Genomic DNA, 17,381 nt, shown 5'->3' on the forward strand with positions numbered 1-17,381 from the left:
GTGCGGGAGGACACGGTGAGCACCGACCCGTGGGGCCGGGTAGACGACGACGGCACCGTCTACGTGCGTACGGCTGAGGGAGAGCGGGCCGTCGGCTCCTGGCAGGCCGGTGAACCCGAAGAGGCACTGGCCTACTTCCATCGCAAGTACGACGAGCTGTCCGGCCAGGTACAGCTCCTCGAACAGCGGGTCAAGGGCACCGACCTGGCGCCCGCGCAGGCCGAGGCGAGCATCGCCAAGCTGCGCGAGGCCGTCGCCGACGCCCACGCCGTGGGCGACCTGGCGGCGCTGACGGCCCGCCTCGACGGCCTGACCGAGCTGGTCGGCCATCGCCGCGAGGAGGTCAAGGCCGCCCGCGACCAGGCGCGCGCCGAGGCCAGGGCGGTCAAGGAGCGCATCGTCGCCGAGGCCGAGCGCATCGCCGACGAGACCACCCACTGGAAGTCGGGCGGCGAACGGCTGCGCCAGCTGGTGGAGGAGTGGAAGGCCGCCGACCGGATCGACCGGGTCACCGAGGCCGCGCTGTGGAAGCGGCTGTCGGCCGCCCGCACCGCCTTCGCCAAGCGCCGCAAGCAGTACTTCGCGGGCCTGGACGAGCAGCGCGAGGGCGTCCGCTCGGCCAAGGAGCGCATCGTCGCCGAGGCCGAGGCCATCGCCGGCTCCACCGACTGGGGCACGACCGCGGCGATCTACCGCGAGCTGATGCAGCAGTGGAAGACCGCCGGGCGCGCCTCGCGCGAGGCCGAGGACGAGCTGTGGGGCCGCTTCAAGGCCGCCCAGGACCAGTTCTTCCAGGCCCGTTCGGCGGTCTTCGCCGAGCGCGACGCCTCGCTGGCGGCCAACGCCGAGGTCAAGGAGGAGCTGCTGGCCGAGGCCGAGAAGATCCTCCCGGTCACCGACGCGCGCACGGCCAGGGCGGCGCTGCGGCACGTCCTGGAGCGCTGGGAGGCCGCCGGACCGGTGCCGCGCGAGCAGCGCGACCGGCTCGAAGGCGGGCTGCGCAAGGTCGACGAGGCCGTGCGCAAGGCCGAGGACGCCGAGTGGAAGCGGTCCAACCCCGAGGCCAGGGCCCGCGCCCAGAGCACGGTCGACCAGCTGCGCGCCTCCATCGAGCAGCTGGAGAAGCGGCTGTCCAAGGCGCAGGCCGCCGGCCGGGCCAAGGACGTCAAGGAGGCCGAGGAGGCGCTGGTCGCCCGCCGTTCGTGGCTGGAGGAGGCCGAGCGCACGCTGACCGAGTTCAGCTGAACCGATCTTCGGAAGGCGGCCGGGGTCCTACGCTGACGGCATGGACCCCGTCAGCGTCGCGCGCGCCCTCGTCGACGAGCTGTTCCCCGGCGCCCTGTACGCCTTCGTCGGCGGCAGCGTGCTCACCGAGCGCCGCACCAGCACCTCCGACCTCGACGTCGTGGTGGTGCTCGACGGGCTGGCCGTGCCCTACCGCGAGTCCCTGCGCTGGCACGGCTGGCCCGTCGAGCTGTACGTCCACAGCGAGACCAGCCTCGACGCCTACGTCGACCGCGACCTGGCCGAGCGCAAGCCGGGCGTGGCCCGCATGTGCGCCGACGGCGCGGTGCTGGTCGACCGCACCGGCGGCCGGGCCAGCGACCTTCAGGCGGCGCTCGGCGACCGGCTGGCCGCCGGTCCCGGCGGCCTGGCCGCCGCCCGCGCCGACCAGGCCCGGTACGCCCTGTCCGACCTGCTCGACGACCTGGCCGGCGCGACCGACCCCGGCGAGCAGCTGTTTATCCGCTGGCAGGTCGTCCAGGAGACCGCCAGGCTGGCCCTCGACGTGGGCGGCAGGTGGCGGGGCAACGGCAAGTGGCTGCTGCGCGAGCTGCGCGGGCACGACCCGGCGCTGGCCGACGAGCTGCTGGCGGCCCATTCCGACCCGGCACTGCTGACCTCGGTGGCCTCAGGCGTCCTGGAACGGGCCGGAGGGCGCCTGTGGGAGGGCTACCGGGCCGAGGGCGACCCCTTTCACCTCCCGCTGCGTCACATCGCCTCGGACGCGCTGTCGGGCGACACGGCGCAGAGCGCGGGGATGCGCAGGCTGGCCGCCGTCAGCGGGGCCACGGCCGGCTCCTCGGCCCTGTGGATGGGCCAGACGCACGTCGCGCCCGCCACCCGCTCCTCCGACCACCACCACGGCGCCTCGGAGACCGCCATCTACGTCGTCAGCGGCACGCCGCGCTTCGTCTTCCTCCAGGACGGCCGCGAGCGGCGCCTCGAGGCGGCCCCCGGCGACTACGTCTACGTGCCGCCCTACACCCCGCACCGCGAGGAGAACCCCGACCCCGAGCGGGAGGCCGTCGTGGTGATCGCGCGCAGCACGCAGGAGGCCATCGTGGTCAACCTGCCGGACCTGAAGGGCTGACCCCCGGCCGGCCGCTCAGCTGCCGGCGCCGCTCACCCGGTAGACGTCGAAGACGCCCTGGATGCTGCGCACGGCCTTGAGCACGTGGCCCAGGTGTTTCGGGTCGCCCATCTCGAAGGTGAACTTGCTGATCGCCACCCGGTCGCGCGAGGTGGTCACGGACGCGCTGAGGATGTTGACGTGCTGGTCGGACAGGGTGCGCGTGACGTCGGACAGCAGGCGCGGCCGGTCGAGCGCCTCGACCTGGATGGCCACCAGGAACACGCTGTCGTCGCCGGGCGACCAGCTCACCTCGACCAGCCGGTCGGGCTGCTCCCTGAGCTGCTGGACGTTGGTGCAGTCGGCGCGGTGCACGGACACGCCGTGGCCGCGGGTGACGAAGCCGACGATCTCGTCGCCGGGCACCGGCGTGCAGCACTTGGACAGGCGCACCCACACGTCGGCGTCGCCCGCCACGACCACGCCCGCGCCGCCGCCGCGCGGGCGGCCGCGCAGCCGGGTCGGCAGGGACGTCTCGGCGATGTCCTCCTCGGCGCTCTCCACGCCGCCGATCGAGGCCACGAGCTTCTGCACGACCGCCTGCGCGGCGATGTGCCCCTCCCCCACGGCCGCGTAGAGCGCCGAGACGTCGGGGTAGCGCAGGTCGCGGGCGAGCGCCAGCAGCGCCTCGCCGGACATCAGGCGCTGCAGCGGCAGGCCCTGCTTGCGCATGGCGCGGCCGATGGCCTCCTTGCCCGCCTCGATCGCGGTCTCGCGGCGCTCCTTGGAGAACCACTGCCGGATCTTGTTGCGGGCCCGGCCGGACTTGACGAACTTCAGCCAGTCGCGCGACGGCCCGGCGTCGGGCGACTTGGAGGTGAAGATCTCGACCGTGTCGCCGTTGCCGAGCCGCGACTCCAGCGGCACCAGCCGCCCGTTGACGCGCGCGCCGATGCAGCGATGGCCGACCTCGGTGTGGACGGCGTAGGCGAAGTCGACCGGCGTGCCGCCCTCGGGCAGGGCGATGACCTGGCCCTTCGGGGTGAACACGTAGACCTCGGAGACCGACAGGTCGAAGCGCAGCGACTCCAGGAACTCGCCCGGGTCGGAGGTCTCCTTCTGCCAGTCGAGGAGCTGGCGCAGCCAGGCCATGTCGCTGCCCGGCTTGACCTTGCCGGTGGGCCCCGGCGCGCCGACCTCCTCCTTGTACTTCCAGTGGGCGGCCACGCCGTACTCGGCCCTGTGGTGCATCGCGTGGGTGCGGATCTGCAGCTCGACCGGCTTGCCCTCGGGACCGATCACCGTGGTGTGCAGCGACTGGTACATGTTGAACTTGGGCATCGCGATGTAGTCCTTGAACCGGCCGGGGACCGGGTTCCAGCGCGCGTGGATCGTGCCCAGCGCCGCGTAGCAGTCGCGCACGCTGTCGACCAGGACCCTGATGCCCACCAGGTCGTAGATGTCGTCGAAGGCGACGTCGCGGGCGATCATCTTCTGGTAGACGGAGTAGTAGTGCTTGGGCCGGCCCTTGACCACCGCGCGGATCTTGGCCTCGCGCAGGTCGCCGGAGACCTTCTCGATGACCTCCTGCAGGAACAGGTCGCGCCGCGGCGCGCGCTCGGACACCATGCGCGCGATCTCGTCGTAGCGCTTGGGGTAGAGCATGGCGAACGCGAGGTCCTCCAGCTCCCACTTGATCGTGTTCATGCCGAGCCGGTGGGCCAGCGGCGCGAAGATCTCCAGCGTCTCGCGGGACTTCTGGTGGCGCTTGTGCTCGGGCAGGTAGCGCATGGTGCGCATGTTGTGGAGCCGGTCGGCGAGCTTGATGATCAGCACGCGGATGTCGCGCGACATCGCCACGACCATCTTGCGCACGGTCTCGGCCTGCGCCGCGTCGCCGAACTTGACCTTGTCGAGCTTGGTGACGCCGTCGACCAGCGAGCCGATCGTGTCGCCGAAGTCGGCGCGCAGCTCGTCGAGGCTGTAGGCGGTGTCCTCGACGGTGTCGTGCAGCAGCGCGGCGCACAACGTCTCGTCGTCGGTGCCCAGCTCGGCCAGGATCGTCGCCACGGCGAGCGGGTGGGTGATGTACGGGTCGCCCGACTTCCGCTTCTGGTCGCGGTGGTGGTAGGCGGCCATGTCGTAGGCGCGTTCGATCAGGCGCAGATCGGCCTTGGGATGGGTGGCCCGGACCGTGCGGAACAGCGGCTCCAGCACCGGATTCATGGCCCCACCCCCAAACCGCCGTCGACGCACCGCAGGAACGCCGGGCGCGTCGGCATTACCAGCGTCGGTTACGTCGGGCGCGACCACATCACGGGGCACTCAGACTCCTCACGTTCGAGTCCAGATCCCCCCAGTGTATCCAGGCTGGGAACCCGGACTCGCTCGGGCCGTCTCAGACGATCACCAGGGAGTGCAGGTCGACGGCCGGCAGACGCTCGCGCCCCTTGAGAAAAGCCAGCTCCATCAGCACCGCGATGCCGACCACGTGCGCGCCCGCCCGCTCGACGAGCTCGATGGTGGCCTTGGCCGTGCCGCCGGTCGCCAGCACGTCGTCGACGATGAGCACCCGGTCGCCGGGCGCGAAGGCGTCGCGGTGCACCTCGATGGTGGCCGAGCCGTACTCCAGGTCGTAGGACTCCTCCAGCGTCGCGGCCGGCAGCTTGCCCTTCTTGCGCACCGGGACGAACCCGGCCGCCGCCCGGTAGGCCACCGGCGCCGCCAGGATGAAGCCCCTGGCCTCGATGCCGACGATCTTGTCCACCTCGGTGAGGCCGGCCAGCTCGTCAACCACGGCCGCCATCGCGACGGGGTCGCCGAGCAGCGGGGTGATGTCCTTGAACAGCACGCCGGGCTTGGGATAGTCGGGGACGTCCCTGATCCGGTCCAGGATCAACTGGCTGAGCTCGCTCATCGTGCTTCCATCGCCTTCCTCGTGGGTGCCGCGCTCCATGATGGCCTACTCCGGACCCTCCTCGGACCGCGCGACGTCCCGGACGGCCTGTGACCGGCCTCAGACGCCCGCCGGGGACAGCCTCGGCCACCGGGGCACCCCACGGCCCCCTCCGGCGCCGCACGGCCCCCCTGAACGCGACGGCGCCCCCGCCCTGACGGACGGGGGCGCCGGGACGAGCCACGGACGGGGGCTCAGCCCTTCGCGACGGCTGCGCTTTTGGAACCCTTCGCCCCTTTGCCGGTGGTGGAGGCGAGCCGGCGCGCGATGGCCTGGTACTTCGGCTCCCGCTCCTTGAGCGTCACCAGCATCGGCGTGGCCACGCACAGGGACGAGTAGGTGCCGACGATCATGCCGACGAACAGGGCCAGCGACAGGTCCTTCAGCGTGCCCGCGCCGAGCAGCGTGGTGCCGATGAACAGGATGGCCGCCACCGGCAGGATCGCGACCAGCGAGGTGTTCAGCGACCGGATCAGCGTGTGGTTGAGCGCGTTGTTGGCCGCCATCGAGTACGTCATCTTGGAGGTCGTGCCCAGCTTGGCCGTGACCTCCTTGATCATGTCGAACACCACGACCGCGTCGTAGAGCGAGTAACCGAGGATGGTCAGGAAGCCCAGCAGCGTCGCCGGCGTGACCTCGAAGCCCGACCAGGCGTAGACGCCGGCGGTGATGACGAGGTCGTGGATGAGCGCGACGATCGCCGACAACGCCATCTTCGGCTCGAACGCCATCGACAGGTACAGGATGATCGCGAGCATGAAGACGCCCAGGCCGATCCAGGCCTTCTGGGAGACCTCACCGCCCCAGGAGGCGCCGATCGACTGGACGCTGACGTCCTTGACCGGGACCTTGTACTCCTTGGCGATCGTGGTCTGCATCTGGTTGAGCGTCGACTCCGTCAGGGTCTCGGTGGTGACCCGCCAGTTGTCGCGGGCCCGCTGCACGATCACCTGGTGGGCGCCCTGCGTGCGGAAGTCCTCGCGGACCTCCTCGACGGTGCCGCTGCTGGCCGGGAACGTGAAGACCGTTCCGCCCTTGAACTCGACGCCCAGGTTGAGCCCGTTGAACAGGATGCCGGCCAGGGAGACGGCCAGCAGCAGGCCGGACAGGCTGTACCAGAGCCTCCACTTGCCGACGAAGTCGACATCGATCTCGCCGCGGTAGAGGCGACGCCCCAGTCCCATCTCAGGCCTCCTGCGGAGTGGTCGTGGCGGCCGGCTCGGTGCTCATGCGCTCTGCGTCGAGGCCGGACAGCGGGTGCCCCTTGGCGAAGAACTTCAGCCTCGCCAGCAGGGCGATGAACGGCTTGGTGAACATGAACACCACCACGATGTCGATCAGCGTGGTCAGGCCCATCGCGAAGGCGAACCCGGCCACACCGCCCACCGCCAGGAAGTACAGCACGATGGCGGCGATGAACATGACGGCGTCGGCGATCAGGATCGTGCGCCGGGCACGGACCCAGGCCACCTCGACGGCCGCGCGAAGCGTCCGCCGACCTTCCTTCATCTCATCACGTATGCGTTCGAAGTACACGATGAAGGAGTCGGCGGTGATGCCGATCGAGACCACCAGGCCGATGATGTGCGGCAGCGAGAGCCGGAAGCCGGCGTTGTGGCCGAGCACGACCACCGCCGTGTACGTCAGGATCGAGGCCACGACGAGGCTCAGCACCGCGACGATGCCGAGGCCGCGGTAGTACAGCAGCGAGTAGAGGACCACCAGGCCGAGGCCGATGATGCCGGCGATCAGGCCGCCTTCGAGCTGGTCGGCGCCGAGCGTCGAGGACACGGTGTCGATCGAGCTGCGCTGGAACTTCAGCGGGAGGGCGCCGTACTTGAGCTGGTCGGCCAGGTTGGTGGCGCTGACCTGGTCGAAGCCGCCGGTGATCTCGGCGCGGCCGCCGGGGATCGGGCTGATGATGTTCGGGGCCGTGATGACCACGCCGTCGAGGACGACCGCCACCTTGTTGCGCGGCTCCTGGGCGTTGTAGGCGGTGGTGGTGAGCTTGCTCCACTCGCCCGCGCCCTTGCTCTTGAAGTCGAGCTGGACGATCCACTCCACGGTGCCCTGGCGCACGCCGGCCGAGGCGGTGTCGATGTCGGTGCCGACGACCTTGGCGACGTCGAGGACGTACTTGTAGCTGCCGTCGGTCTCGCAGGCCGCGTACTGCTTGTTCGGGTCGTCCTGGACGCCCTGGCCGCGGTTCTTGGGGTCGGCGCAGTCGAGCTTGTGGAACTGCTGCAGCACCGCGGGGTCGATGCCCTGCGTATTGATGCCGGCGTTGGGGTCCTGGTTCGGCTGCGTGGGCGGCGTGCTCGGCGACGGCGTCGGCGTGGCGTTCCTGCCCTTGGTGTTCTGCTTCTGACCCGTCTGGTTCTGGGTCGTCTGGCCGCGGCCGGTCTGCGTGGCCTCGGGCGTGGCGCCCGGTGTGGGCGCGGTCAGCGCGGACGACAGCGCCTTGCCCGTCGGGGACGCGCTCGGCGTGGTCGCCGACTGCGTGCCGGACGGCTTGCCCGACGGCCTGGCGGTCGAGGACGGCTTGGCAGACGGCGAGGCGCCCGGTGTGGGCGCCTCGGTGGTCAGGTTCTGCGGGACCTGCGTGGCCTCCATGGCGAGCACCTGGCGGAAGCGCAGCTCCGCCGTGGTGGCGACCAGCTTGATGGCCTCGCTCTGTCCGACGCCCGGGATGGAGATGATGATGTTGTCGCCGGACTTGGCGACCTCCGCGTCGGAGATGCCGGTGCCGTTGACCCGGTCGCGGATGATGTTGACCGCGCGGTCGAGGATCTCTTCAGGCGGAGACTGACCGGACTGGGTCACGGGTGACAACGTCACCGTCGTTCCGCCGGCGAGGTCGAGTCCCAGCTTCGGCGTGAACGCCTTCTGCAGGAACATCGTCCCGCCCAGGGCGAGGATGAGCGCCAGCAGCACCAAGAGCGTGCGCCCTGGTCGGCTGTGGCGGCTGGTCGGTCGGGCCACTGGTCGTCGATTCTCTCAGATAGGGGTTTGTCGCAGAGCTTAGTCAGGACTGCTTGCTGCTGGAGCCCTGATCGCCGTTGGGCTCGACGGTCGTGTCGGACTCCTTGGCGTCACCGTCGGACAGGTCGGTCACGACCGGCTCGTCGGCCACCACCGGAGCGTCACCGGGCTGGACCACACGGCCGATGGCCGCCTTGACCCAGCGCGTCTCGATGCCGGGCGCGACCTCCAGCACGACGTCCTCGTTGTCCACCGCGACGACCGTGGCGAACAGGCCGGTCGTGGTCATGACGCGGGCGCCCGGGGTCAAGGAGTTCTGCATCTGCTGCGCTTCCTGCTGGCGCTTGCGCTGCGGACGGATCAGCAGGAAGTAGAACACCACCACCAGAAGGATCAGCGGCAGGATGCTTCCGAGTTGTCCCATGTCCATAGGGGCGACCTTCCATAGTCGTTCAAGAATTTGACACCGGCCTCGCGCCGGAAATTCCGTTGCGTAGCTCTCGGGCCGCGCCGCTCAGCCCGTCAGCCTACACAGCCAGCCAAGGCACGGAGTGTAGGCGGTTGTTATGAAACGCGGCAACGAGGCAGCGATTCGGCGCGCGGGGAAGTTCCCGATTTGAAATGGTTGCAACCGTTTCGTGATCACGGTGAAACGGCGGCCCCGAACGCGTCCGGCGGTGGTGTCATACCCAGGTGTGTCCAGGCGGAAGCGGTCGCGACCCGGCCGCGCGGGGTCCTGGCCAGCAGCCCCTGCCGCACGAGGAACGGCTCGGCCACCACTTCGACGGTCTCGGGCTCCTCCCCCACGGCCACGGCGAGCGTGGAGAGACCGACGGGACCGCCGCCGAACTTGCGCAGCAGCACCCCGAGCACCGCCCGGTCGAGCCGGTCGAGCCCTTCGGCGTCGACTTCGTAAAGATTGAGCGCGGCCGAGGCAATGTCTCGATCGATCACTCCGTCGGCGCGCACGTCGGCGAAGTCGCGGACGCGGCGCAGCAGCCGGTTGGCGATGCGGGGCGTGCCGCGCGACCGCCGGGCGATCTCGTGGGCGCCCTCCTCGGGCAGGACGACGCCGAGCAGCCGCGCCGACCGGTGGAGCACCTGCTCCAGCTCGCCGACCTCGTAGAAGTCCATGTGGGCGGTGAACCCGAACCGGTCGCGCAGCGGCGCCGGCAGCAGGCCGGCCCGCGTGGTGGCGCCGACCAGCGTGAACGGCGCGATGTCGAGCGGGATCGCGGTCGCGCCCGGCCCCTTGCCCACGACGATGTCGACCCGGAAGTCCTCCATGGCCAGGTAGAGCATCTCCTCGGCGGGCCTGGCCATGCGGTGGATCTCGTCGATGAACAGCACCTCGCCCTCCGTCAGCGTGGACAGGATGGCGGCGAGGTCGCCGGCCCGCTCCAGGGCGGGGCCGGAGGTGATGCGGAGCGGCATGTTGAGCTCGGCCGCGATGATCATGGCCAGGGTGGTCTTGCCCAGGCCGGGCGACCCGCTCATCAGCACGTGGTCCGGCGGACGCTGCCGGCGCATGGCGCTCTCCAGCACCAGGGACAGCTGCTCGCGCACCCGGCCCTGGCCGATGAACTCGCCCAGCCGCTTGGGCCGCAGCGCCGCCTCGATCTGCAGCTCGTCGCCGCCGGCGTCGGCGGAGACCAGCTCACGCTCATAGTCCATGGCCACCGCTCCTTCCCGCGCGCCGGGGCGTCGTCTCGGACTTCATGATCATCGTACGCTGAGCGACCGGAGCGCGGCCTTCAGCAGCGCGGCCACCTGCGGCTGGCGGCCGGCGGCGAGGTCGGCCTCGGCCTCGGGCGCGACCCCGGCCACGGCCTCGTCGGCGTCCTTGCTCGAATAGCCCAGGCCCACCAGGCCGGAGTGCACCTGCTCGCGCCACAGGGCGGCGCGCCGCTCCCCGCCGATCGCCGCGTTGACGGCCTCCTCGGGGGTGCCGAGCCGGTCCTTCAGCTCCAGGACGATGCGCTGGGCGCCCTTCTGCCCGATGCCCGGCACCCGCGTGAGCGCCTTGAGGTCGGCGGCGGCCACGGCCACCCGCAGCGCGTTGGGCGTGTGGACGGCGAGCATCGCCAGCGCCAGCTTGGGGCCGACGCCGCTGGCCGTCTGGAGCATCTCGAAGACGGCCCGCTCGTCGTCGCCGGCGAAGCCGTAGAGGGTCAGCGACTCCTCGCGCACCACCAGCGAGGTGGCCAGCCTGGCCTGCTCGCCCACGCGCAGCGTGGCCAGCGTGCCGGGGGTGCAGTGGGCGAGGATGCCGACGCCCCCGACCTCGATCACGGCTCCGTCGGGCGCGACCGACGCCACCCTGCCCGCCACCGACGCGATCACGACTCGATCTCCTTCTTCACGAACTCCACGAAACGGTCGGCCCGCGCTCTCCGCACGGGTCAGCGCCCCTTGCCGGCGCGGGTCATGGCCTCGGCCAGCCGGTGCTGGGCGCCGCCGCGCCAGATGTGGCAGATGGCCAGGGCCAGCGCGTCGGCGGCGTCGGCCGGCTTGGGCATCTCGGCCAGCCGCAGCAGCCGGGTGATCATCGTGCCGACCTGCTTCTTGTCGGCCGTGCCGCTGCCGGTGACGGCGGCCTTGACCTCCGAGGGCGTGTGCAGCGCGACCGGCAGCCCGCGCCGGGCCGCGCACAGCACGGCGATCCCGGCCGCCTGCGCGGTGCCCATGACCGTGCGGACGTTGTGCTGGGCGAAGACGCGCTCCACGGCCACGGCGTCGGGACGGACCTCGTCGAGCCAGCGCTCGATGCCGGCCTCGATGCCGACCAGCCGGGTGCCGAGCTCCTCGTCGGAACCCGTGCGCACCACCCCGACGGCCACCAGCGACAGCGGCGCGCCCGGCCGCCCCTCGACCGCGCCCAGGCCGCACCGGGTCAGCCCCGGATCGACGCCCATCACCCGCACCGGCTTGCCTCCCGCGCCGCCGAACATCTGTTCGGCACGAGACTCTACCCCGGCTGAGCTGGCCGCGCACCGTGAATCGCCCGCCGCGAACGGCGGGCGGGCCCGTCAGAAGTAGTCGAGCATGTACGGCTTGGCGGCGAAGGCGGTGTCGAGCAGCTCGTCGTGACGATCGTCGCCGGACATCAGGCCGGTCCTGCGCAGCGTCGCGGTGGGCACGCCGGCGTACAGGGCGGAGAAGCCGCCCACGCTCAGCGCCGCGCCCCCGCCGCCCGCCGGGGCGGCCGGGACGGCCGTGCCGGAGCCGCCGGAGAACTCCAGCCGGAAGGAGCCGCCGCCGCGCAGCGGGTCGTCCACGGAGACCACGGCCCCGCCCGTGACGGCGGCGGGGAAGCCCCTGCGCGCCACGGCCGCGGCCACGTCGAGCACCCTGAACATCCAGCGCACCTGCGTGACGCGGTCGGTGGAGCGCTCGCCGAGCAGCCACAGCACCGGGTCGTCGGGGGCGACCGGCGCGGTGACCTTCCTGGCGATGGACGACGAGCTGCCCACCATCGACCACAGCGCCCTGGCCGTCTCCCCGGACCCGGCGACCAGGTTCTCGACGTGCATGTCGTCGCCGTTCCAGCGGTAGACGAGGTAGCCGTCGGGGGCCAGGTAGAGGAAGTCCTCCTCGTTGGACAGCCAGACGCGCCAGGCGTTCTCGTCCCAGGCGACGGGGCCGCTGGAGCGGGCCGCCTCGTGCGTGCGGTGGAGCAGGGAGACGACCTCGGCGGCGTCGGCGGGGCCCATCCTGCGCAGCTTGACCTCGCCGGACGGCCTGATGCGGCGCAGCGACTCGGCGGGCAGCGTGATCATGTGCCGGGCTCCGGCGTGCTCGTAGCCGAGCGAGCGGTACAGGGGCGTGGTGGCCGGGTAGAGCGCCGAGACGGCGTCGCCGTGGGCGGCGGCGCGGTCGATGACGGCGCGCATGATGGCGGTGCCGACGCCGTGGCCGCGGTCCTCCGGGTTGACGGTGACCCCCGCGACGCCGGCCATGGGCTGCGGACGGCCGTACCACCATTGGGTGAAGCCGCGCAGCCGGGCCGAGGCGGCGAGCCTGCCGCCCTCGAACGCGCCCAGGTAGCGACCCTCGCCGAGCGTGGGCGTCACGGTGTGGCGCCACCGCTCGGCCTCCGCGCCGGAGATCGGGCCGAAGGAACGTTTACGCAGGTCGAGAACGTCGTCAAGGTCGTCGGGGGTGAGATCGCGAATTTCCACAACCACTCAACCTACGGGCTGGTACGGGCAGGTCGCGATCCGTTTACGCGGACGGCGAGCCTGTCCAGGTACCGCAGCTGGGCGGCCACGACGGCGGCCAGCGCGACCACGACGACGACCAACGGGGTGCTCGCGCCGACGTCGGGGACGCCGTGGAAGCCGCCGAGCCGGCCCATCTGCGTGACGGGCACGGTGAACAGCTCCGGGCTCTGGGCCACGAGCAGCGGCCAGAGCACGTCCTGGGCGTTGACCAGCGTGACGGCGCCGGCCAGCACGCCCGCCATCGGCAGGGACGGCAGCAGCACGCCGCCGAAGAAGTCCCGGTCGTTCCGCTCGGCCAGCCCCTTGCACAGCAGCGTCAGCACCAGCAGCGCCGGAACGCTGACCAGCAGCGGCGGGAACAGGGCGAAGAAGGTGTCCACGAGGCGCAGGTTGCGCATGTTCTGCCAGTCGGCCACGCCGAGGGGGCCGGTGCCGACGAACAGCCAGGGGGCGAACGGCAGCAGCAGCCACTCGCTGCGCGCGCCCAGGGGACGCAGGCCGCCGATGCCGAGGGCGGCCAGGTAGGCCACGCCGACCGACACCAGCGCGCCGGCCACGGCGGGGACCCAGGTGTTGACCTGCCCGCGCAGCCCGCCGGACGCGGCGCCGTCGCCGCCCGCGAGCACGCCGGAGATCCACGGCCAGGCGCAGACCAGCCCGACGGCCACCACCAGCACCAGCGCCACGGCCCCGGCGACGACACCGCCTCCGGCCCGCGCCCGCCCGGACTCCGGGCCGGGGAACGCTCCACGCCGATCCCGCTTGGGGAGCACGGTGACACGGAGGCGGGCGGCCACCGCGACGACCACCGCGACGACGCCGAGCACGCCGAGAAGTACGCCCGTCAGGGCCGCGACGGCCGCCCCAGGGCCGAACTGGGCCATTCTGAAGGCGAAGTCGTACTGGAGGCCCGCGAGGGTCTGTGTGGCGCGCTCAGGGCCTCCCCGGGTGAGCGCCATGCCGATCGAGAACGCCTGCGCCCCCACGGCGACGGTCGCCAGCGCCACCAGCACCCCCACCACGATCGTGGCGCGCCCGGCGGTGCCGCCGCGCAGCGCGGGCAGGAACGCCGTCAGCGCCAGCGCGCACACCACCCCGAAGGTGGCGGCCACGACGACGAGCCGCAGTGTCCCCGGGGCCGTGGCGGGGTCGCGCAGGCCCTCGGCCAGCGTGGCGATGCCCGGCCCGTCGGGCGACGTCCCCCGCAGCCAGGCCGCCGCCACGCCGATCGGCGAGAACGTGACGATCGCCAGCGACGTCACGACCAGGCCCGCGCGCCGCAGCAGGGCGCCGCCCCGGTCGAGCGCCAGGGCGAGCAGCGGCCCCACGACCACGGCCACCAGCAGGGGGCCCACGGTCAGCGAGAGCGTGAAGCCCAGCGCCCGCCAGAACTCCTCGCCGCCCAGCACCTTGCCGTAGTTGTCCAGGCCCACGAAGCTGCTCGGCTGCAGCACGCCGCCGCTGTGCAGGCTGAGCACGATCGTCTGGACCGTCGGCAGGACCAGCGTGATCAGGGTGCCGAGCAGCGCGGGCACGGCCAGCAGCCAGCCCAGCGCGCGGTAGGACGCAGGAGGCCGGGCGGCCGGGGGCACGGGTACAGGAGTCGGTGGGATGGGGGAATTCACGTCGCCCGACCCTAGCCGCGTCAGGGCGCGGGCGCACGCGTAACGGCCGGGTGGGCATTTGGTGTCGAAGACCCCCGGGCCCGGCAAGTGCCAGGTCAAGGGCGGAAACCGGCCCCGGGAAAGAGTGAGGGCCCGGGGTCGCCCCCGGGCCCTCGGTGGCGCAGGATCAGTCGAGGGCGGCCAGGACGTCGTCGGAGACGTCGAAGTTGGCGTAGACGTTCTGGACGTCGTCGCTGTCCTCCAGCGCGTCGATCAGGCGGAACACCTTCTTGGCGCCCTCCTCGTCGAGCGGCACGCTCATCGTCGGCAGGAAGCTCGACTCGGCCGAGTCGTAGTCGATGCCGGCCTCCTGGAGCGCCTTGCGGACCGGCACGAGGTCGCCGGCCTCGGAGACGACCTCGAAGGAGTCGCCCATGTCGTTGACCTCTTCGGCGCCCGCGTCGAGCACGGCCATCAGGACGGTGTCCTCGTCGAGGCCGTTCTTGGGCACGATCACGACGCCCTTGCGGTTGAACATGTACGACACCGAGCCCGGGTCGGCCAGCGAGCCGCCGTTGCGGGTCAGCGCGACGCGGACCTCGGAGGCGGCGCGGTTGCGGTTGTCGGTGAGGCACTCGATGAGCACCGCGACGCCGCCGGGCGCGTAGCCCTCGTACGTGATGGTCTGCCAGTCGGCGCCGCCGGCCTCCAGGCCGCCGCCGCGCTTGCGCGCCCGCTCGATGTTGTCGTTGGGCACGGAGTTCTTCTTGGCCTTGAAGATGGCGTCGAAGAGGGTGGGGTTGGCGTCCGGGTCAGGGCCACCGGTCCGTGCCGCCACCTCGATGTTCTTGATGAGCTTCGCGAACAGCTTGCCGCGCTTGGCGTCGAGCGCGGCCTTCTTGTGCTTCGTCGTCGCCCATTTGGAGTGGCCGGACATTACCTAGAGCTCCCTCACCATGTCTACGAAGTAACGGTGCACGCGCGTGTCCCCGGTCAGCTCGGGGTGGAACGAGGTCGCGAGCAACGGCCCTTGACGGACCGCGACGATCCTATCCCCAGGCTCGGCCGTACCCAGCACCTGAACGTCAGTGCCGATCGATTCCACCCACGGAGCACGGATGAACACAGCGTGTACGCGTTCGCCCGCGAAGTCCAGGTCCGACTCGAACGAGTCCACCTGGCGGCCGAAGGCGTTGCGCCTGACCACCATGTCGATGCCGCCGATGGTCTGCTGGCCCTCGATGCCGTCCTCGATGCGGTCGGCCAGCATGATCATGCCGGCGCACGAGCCGTAGGCGGGCATGCCCTCCTTGATCCGCATCCGCAGCGGTTCCAGCATGTCGAAGGTGTCGGCGAGCTTCCACATGGTGGTCGACTCGCCGCCGGGGATCACCAGGCCGTCGACCGCGTCGAGCTCGGCCGGGCGGCGCACGGCGACGGCCGACGCGCCGGCCTCCTGGAGCATGCGCGCATGCTCGCGCACGTCTCCCTGGAGAGCGAGTACACCGATCGTGGGCACAGCGATCCTTCCGTTAAGGTCCGGTTTCCGACAATTCAACACCATGATGGCCCGGCATCTTCCTACCAGAGCACTCTGGCGTAAAAGCGGGGTCAGGCGGCGGCCTGGACGGCGTCCACGCGGGCCAGGGCGCTCAGGTGGTGGCGGCGGGCGTACAGGAAGGCCATGCCGATCGCGCAGCAGGCGGCCCCGACGACGTAGGGGACGGCGATGCCGATCTCCTCGCCGAGCTTGGTCGCGACGAACGGCGCCAGCGCGCCGCCCATCCAGCGCACGAAGTTGTACCCGGCCGAGGCGACGGGCCTCGGGGCGTCGGAGACCTCCATGGCCGACTCGGTGAAGACGGTGTTGTTCAGCCCGATCGGGATGCCGGACAGGACGGTGAACACGATGATCCCGGCGTGCGCCCCGGCCGTCCCCGACACGGCGATGCCGACCTGGAAGAGCGCGAGCAGGCCCAGGGCCAGGTGGAGCACGTTGACCGAGCCGATCCTGCGCTGCAGCGGCGGCGCGCCGAACACCGAGGCCAGCGCCACGCAGACGCCCCAGCCGAAGAACACCGCGCCGATGCCGTACGGCGACATGTGCAGGATGAACGGGGTGAAGGCGAGGATCGTGAAGAAGGCGAAGTTGTAGAACAGGGCGGTGAAGGCGGTCGTGGACAGCCCGCCGTGGGCCAGGGCCCGGATGGGGGCGCCGAGCCCGGTCTTGACCGCGGGCTTGGGCCCCGTCCTGAGCAGGCTGGCGATCAGCACGAAACCGGCGGCCATCAGCGTGGCGGTGCCGAAGAACGGCGCCCGCCAGTTCCAGTCGCCGAGCAGCGCGCCGACCAGCGGGCCGGCGGAGATGCCGAGACCGAGCGCGGCCTCGTACAGGATGATGGCCGACTCCGCGCCGCCGCTGGCCGCGCCGACGATGACGGCCAGCGCGGTGGCCACGAACAGGGCGTTGCCGAGGCCCCAGCCGGCGCGGAAGCCGACGAGCTCGGCGACGCTGCCGGAGGTGCCGGCCAGCGCGGCGAACAGCACGACCAGCGCCAGCCCGGCCAGCAGCGTGCGCTTGCCGCCGATGCGGCTGGAGACCCAGCCGGTGATCAGCATGGCCACGGCGGTGACCAGGAAGTAGCTGGTGAACAGCAGGGACACCTGGCTGGGCGTGGCGTGCAGCCCTTGGGCGATGGAGGGCAGGATGGGGTCGACGAGGCCGATGCCCATGAAGGCCACGACCGCGGCGAACGCGGTGGCCCAGACGGACATCGGCTGGCGCAGGATTCCGCCGCCGGTTTGCATGTTGTCCCCTTACTGGGTGGTTCTGTCGATGCCGAGCTTGGCCAGGACGGGCAGGGCCGCGGCGAGCACGTCGCGTTCGTCGTCGGTGAGCGCGGCCAGGTCCTGGGCGAGGCGGGCGATCCTGGCCCGGCGCACGGCGTGCAGCCGGTCGCGGCCCTCGCCGGTGAGCTCGACCGTCCTGACGCGGGCGTCGGCCGGGTCGGAGCCACGCGCCACCAGGCCCGCGTACTCCAGCCGGTTGATCTGCACGGTCATGGTCGGCAGCTGGACGGCGTGCTCCTCGGCCAGCTCGGTCATCCGGCGCGGGCCGTGTTCGAGCGAGCCGAGCACGGCGTACTGCTGGGTGGTGACGGGCTGGCCGGCGCTGGAGCGCCGCAGCAGCAGGACCAGGTGGCGCAGCACCTTGGAGACCTGCTCGGCCATCTGGGTGGGATCGTCCCTCATACTTAGCCCAA

At 71.6% G+C, this 17,381-nt stretch carries 16 protein-coding genes; 2 read left to right on the top strand and 14 right to left on the bottom strand.

Annotation, left to right across the window (positions count from 1 at the left end; translation table 11 throughout):
- Positions 1 to 15: 15 nt before the first annotated feature.
- Both AB0J46_RS42970 and AB0J46_RS42975 read left to right on the top strand, forming a co-directional pair.
- A complete protein-coding gene (locus AB0J46_RS42970) occupies positions 16 to 1,245 on the top strand; it encodes a DUF349 domain-containing protein (RefSeq protein ID WP_364340886.1) in 1,230 nt (409 codons plus the stop codon).
- A 40-nt stretch (positions 1,246 to 1,285) separates the two neighbouring features.
- On the top strand, positions 1,286 to 2,374 hold the full coding sequence (locus tag AB0J46_RS42975; RefSeq protein ID WP_364340888.1) for a cupin domain-containing protein: 1,089 nt from the start codon (positions 1,286 to 1,288) through the stop codon (positions 2,372 to 2,374).
- Between the two features lie 15 nt (positions 2,375 to 2,389).
- Here AB0J46_RS42975 and AB0J46_RS42980 read toward each other — a convergent pair whose 3' ends face one another.
- From AB0J46_RS42980 to AB0J46_RS43045, 14 genes are all read right to left on the bottom strand, one after another.
- Entirely contained in the window at positions 2,390 to 4,579 is a 2,190-nt protein-coding gene (locus tag AB0J46_RS42980) for a bifunctional (p)ppGpp synthetase/guanosine-3',5'-bis(diphosphate) 3'-pyrophosphohydrolase (protein WP_352330550.1), read from the bottom strand.
- Positions 4,580 to 4,751: 172 nt separating this feature from the next.
- Positions 4,752 to 5,270 (bottom strand): adenine phosphoribosyltransferase, encoded by a 519-nt coding sequence (locus AB0J46_RS42985; protein ID WP_364340890.1) that lies wholly within the window; start codon positions 5,268 to 5,270, stop codon positions 4,752 to 4,754.
- A 233-nt stretch (positions 5,271 to 5,503) separates the two neighbouring features.
- Complete coding sequence (secF, locus tag AB0J46_RS42990; RefSeq protein WP_352361431.1) at positions 5,504 to 6,493, bottom strand: protein translocase subunit SecF; 990 nt, start codon at positions 6,491 to 6,493, stop codon at positions 5,504 to 5,506.
- 1 nt (position 6,494) lies between these two features.
- Positions 6,495 to 8,291 (bottom strand): protein translocase subunit SecD, encoded by a 1,797-nt coding sequence (secD, locus tag AB0J46_RS42995; protein WP_364340892.1) that lies wholly within the window; start codon positions 8,289 to 8,291, stop codon positions 6,495 to 6,497.
- Positions 8,292 to 8,334: 43 nt separating this feature from the next.
- Positions 8,335 to 8,715 carry a preprotein translocase subunit YajC gene (gene yajC / locus AB0J46_RS43000; RefSeq protein WP_364340894.1) on the bottom strand — a complete coding sequence of 127 codons (381 nt, stop codon included), beginning with the start codon at positions 8,713 to 8,715 and terminating at the stop codon, positions 8,335 to 8,337.
- Between the two features lie 218 nt (positions 8,716 to 8,933).
- Positions 8,934 to 9,965, bottom strand: a complete 1,032-nt coding sequence (ruvB, locus tag AB0J46_RS43005; protein WP_358285751.1) for a Holliday junction branch migration DNA helicase RuvB — start codon at positions 9,963 to 9,965, stop codon at positions 8,934 to 8,936.
- Between the two features lie 48 nt (positions 9,966 to 10,013).
- The gene (ruvA, locus tag AB0J46_RS43010; RefSeq protein WP_358285749.1) at positions 10,014 to 10,634 is read right to left on the bottom strand and encodes a Holliday junction branch migration protein RuvA; all 621 of its coding nucleotides are present in this window, start codon (positions 10,632 to 10,634) and stop codon (positions 10,014 to 10,016) included.
- Between the two features lie 59 nt (positions 10,635 to 10,693).
- Complete coding sequence (gene ruvC / locus AB0J46_RS43015) at positions 10,694 to 11,215, bottom strand: crossover junction endodeoxyribonuclease RuvC (protein WP_364341007.1); 522 nt, start codon at positions 11,213 to 11,215, stop codon at positions 10,694 to 10,696.
- 105 nt (positions 11,216 to 11,320) lie between these two features.
- Entirely contained in the window at positions 11,321 to 12,472 is a 1,152-nt protein-coding gene (locus AB0J46_RS43020) for a GNAT family N-acetyltransferase (protein WP_364340896.1), read from the bottom strand.
- A gap of 11 nt (positions 12,473 to 12,483) precedes the next feature.
- Positions 12,484 to 14,139 carry a sugar ABC transporter permease gene (locus AB0J46_RS43025; protein ID WP_364340898.1) on the bottom strand — a complete coding sequence of 552 codons (1,656 nt, stop codon included), beginning with the start codon at positions 14,137 to 14,139 and terminating at the stop codon, positions 12,484 to 12,486.
- A gap of 166 nt (positions 14,140 to 14,305) precedes the next feature.
- A complete protein-coding gene (locus AB0J46_RS43030) occupies positions 14,306 to 15,055 on the bottom strand; it encodes a YebC/PmpR family DNA-binding transcriptional regulator (RefSeq protein WP_125635615.1) in 750 nt (249 codons plus the stop codon).
- A gap of 3 nt (positions 15,056 to 15,058) precedes the next feature.
- A complete protein-coding gene (pdxT, locus tag AB0J46_RS43035; protein ID WP_364340900.1) occupies positions 15,059 to 15,682 on the bottom strand; it encodes a pyridoxal 5'-phosphate synthase glutaminase subunit PdxT in 624 nt (207 codons plus the stop codon).
- A gap of 47 nt (positions 15,683 to 15,729) precedes the next feature.
- Positions 15,730 to 16,926: an MFS transporter gene (locus AB0J46_RS43040; RefSeq protein ID WP_364340902.1), complete on the bottom strand. Its 1,197-nt coding sequence runs from the start codon at positions 16,924 to 16,926 to the stop codon at positions 15,730 to 15,732.
- 9 nt (positions 16,927 to 16,935) lie between these two features.
- The gene (locus AB0J46_RS43045; RefSeq protein ID WP_352361412.1) at positions 16,936 to 17,370 is read right to left on the bottom strand and encodes a MarR family transcriptional regulator; all 435 of its coding nucleotides are present in this window, start codon (positions 17,368 to 17,370) and stop codon (positions 16,936 to 16,938) included.
- Positions 17,371 to 17,381: the final 11 nt, after the last annotated feature.

It is taken from the genome of Nonomuraea sp. NPDC049758, from assembly GCF_040674635.1.
GTDB lineage: Bacteria > Actinomycetota > Actinomycetes > Streptosporangiales > Streptosporangiaceae > Nonomuraea.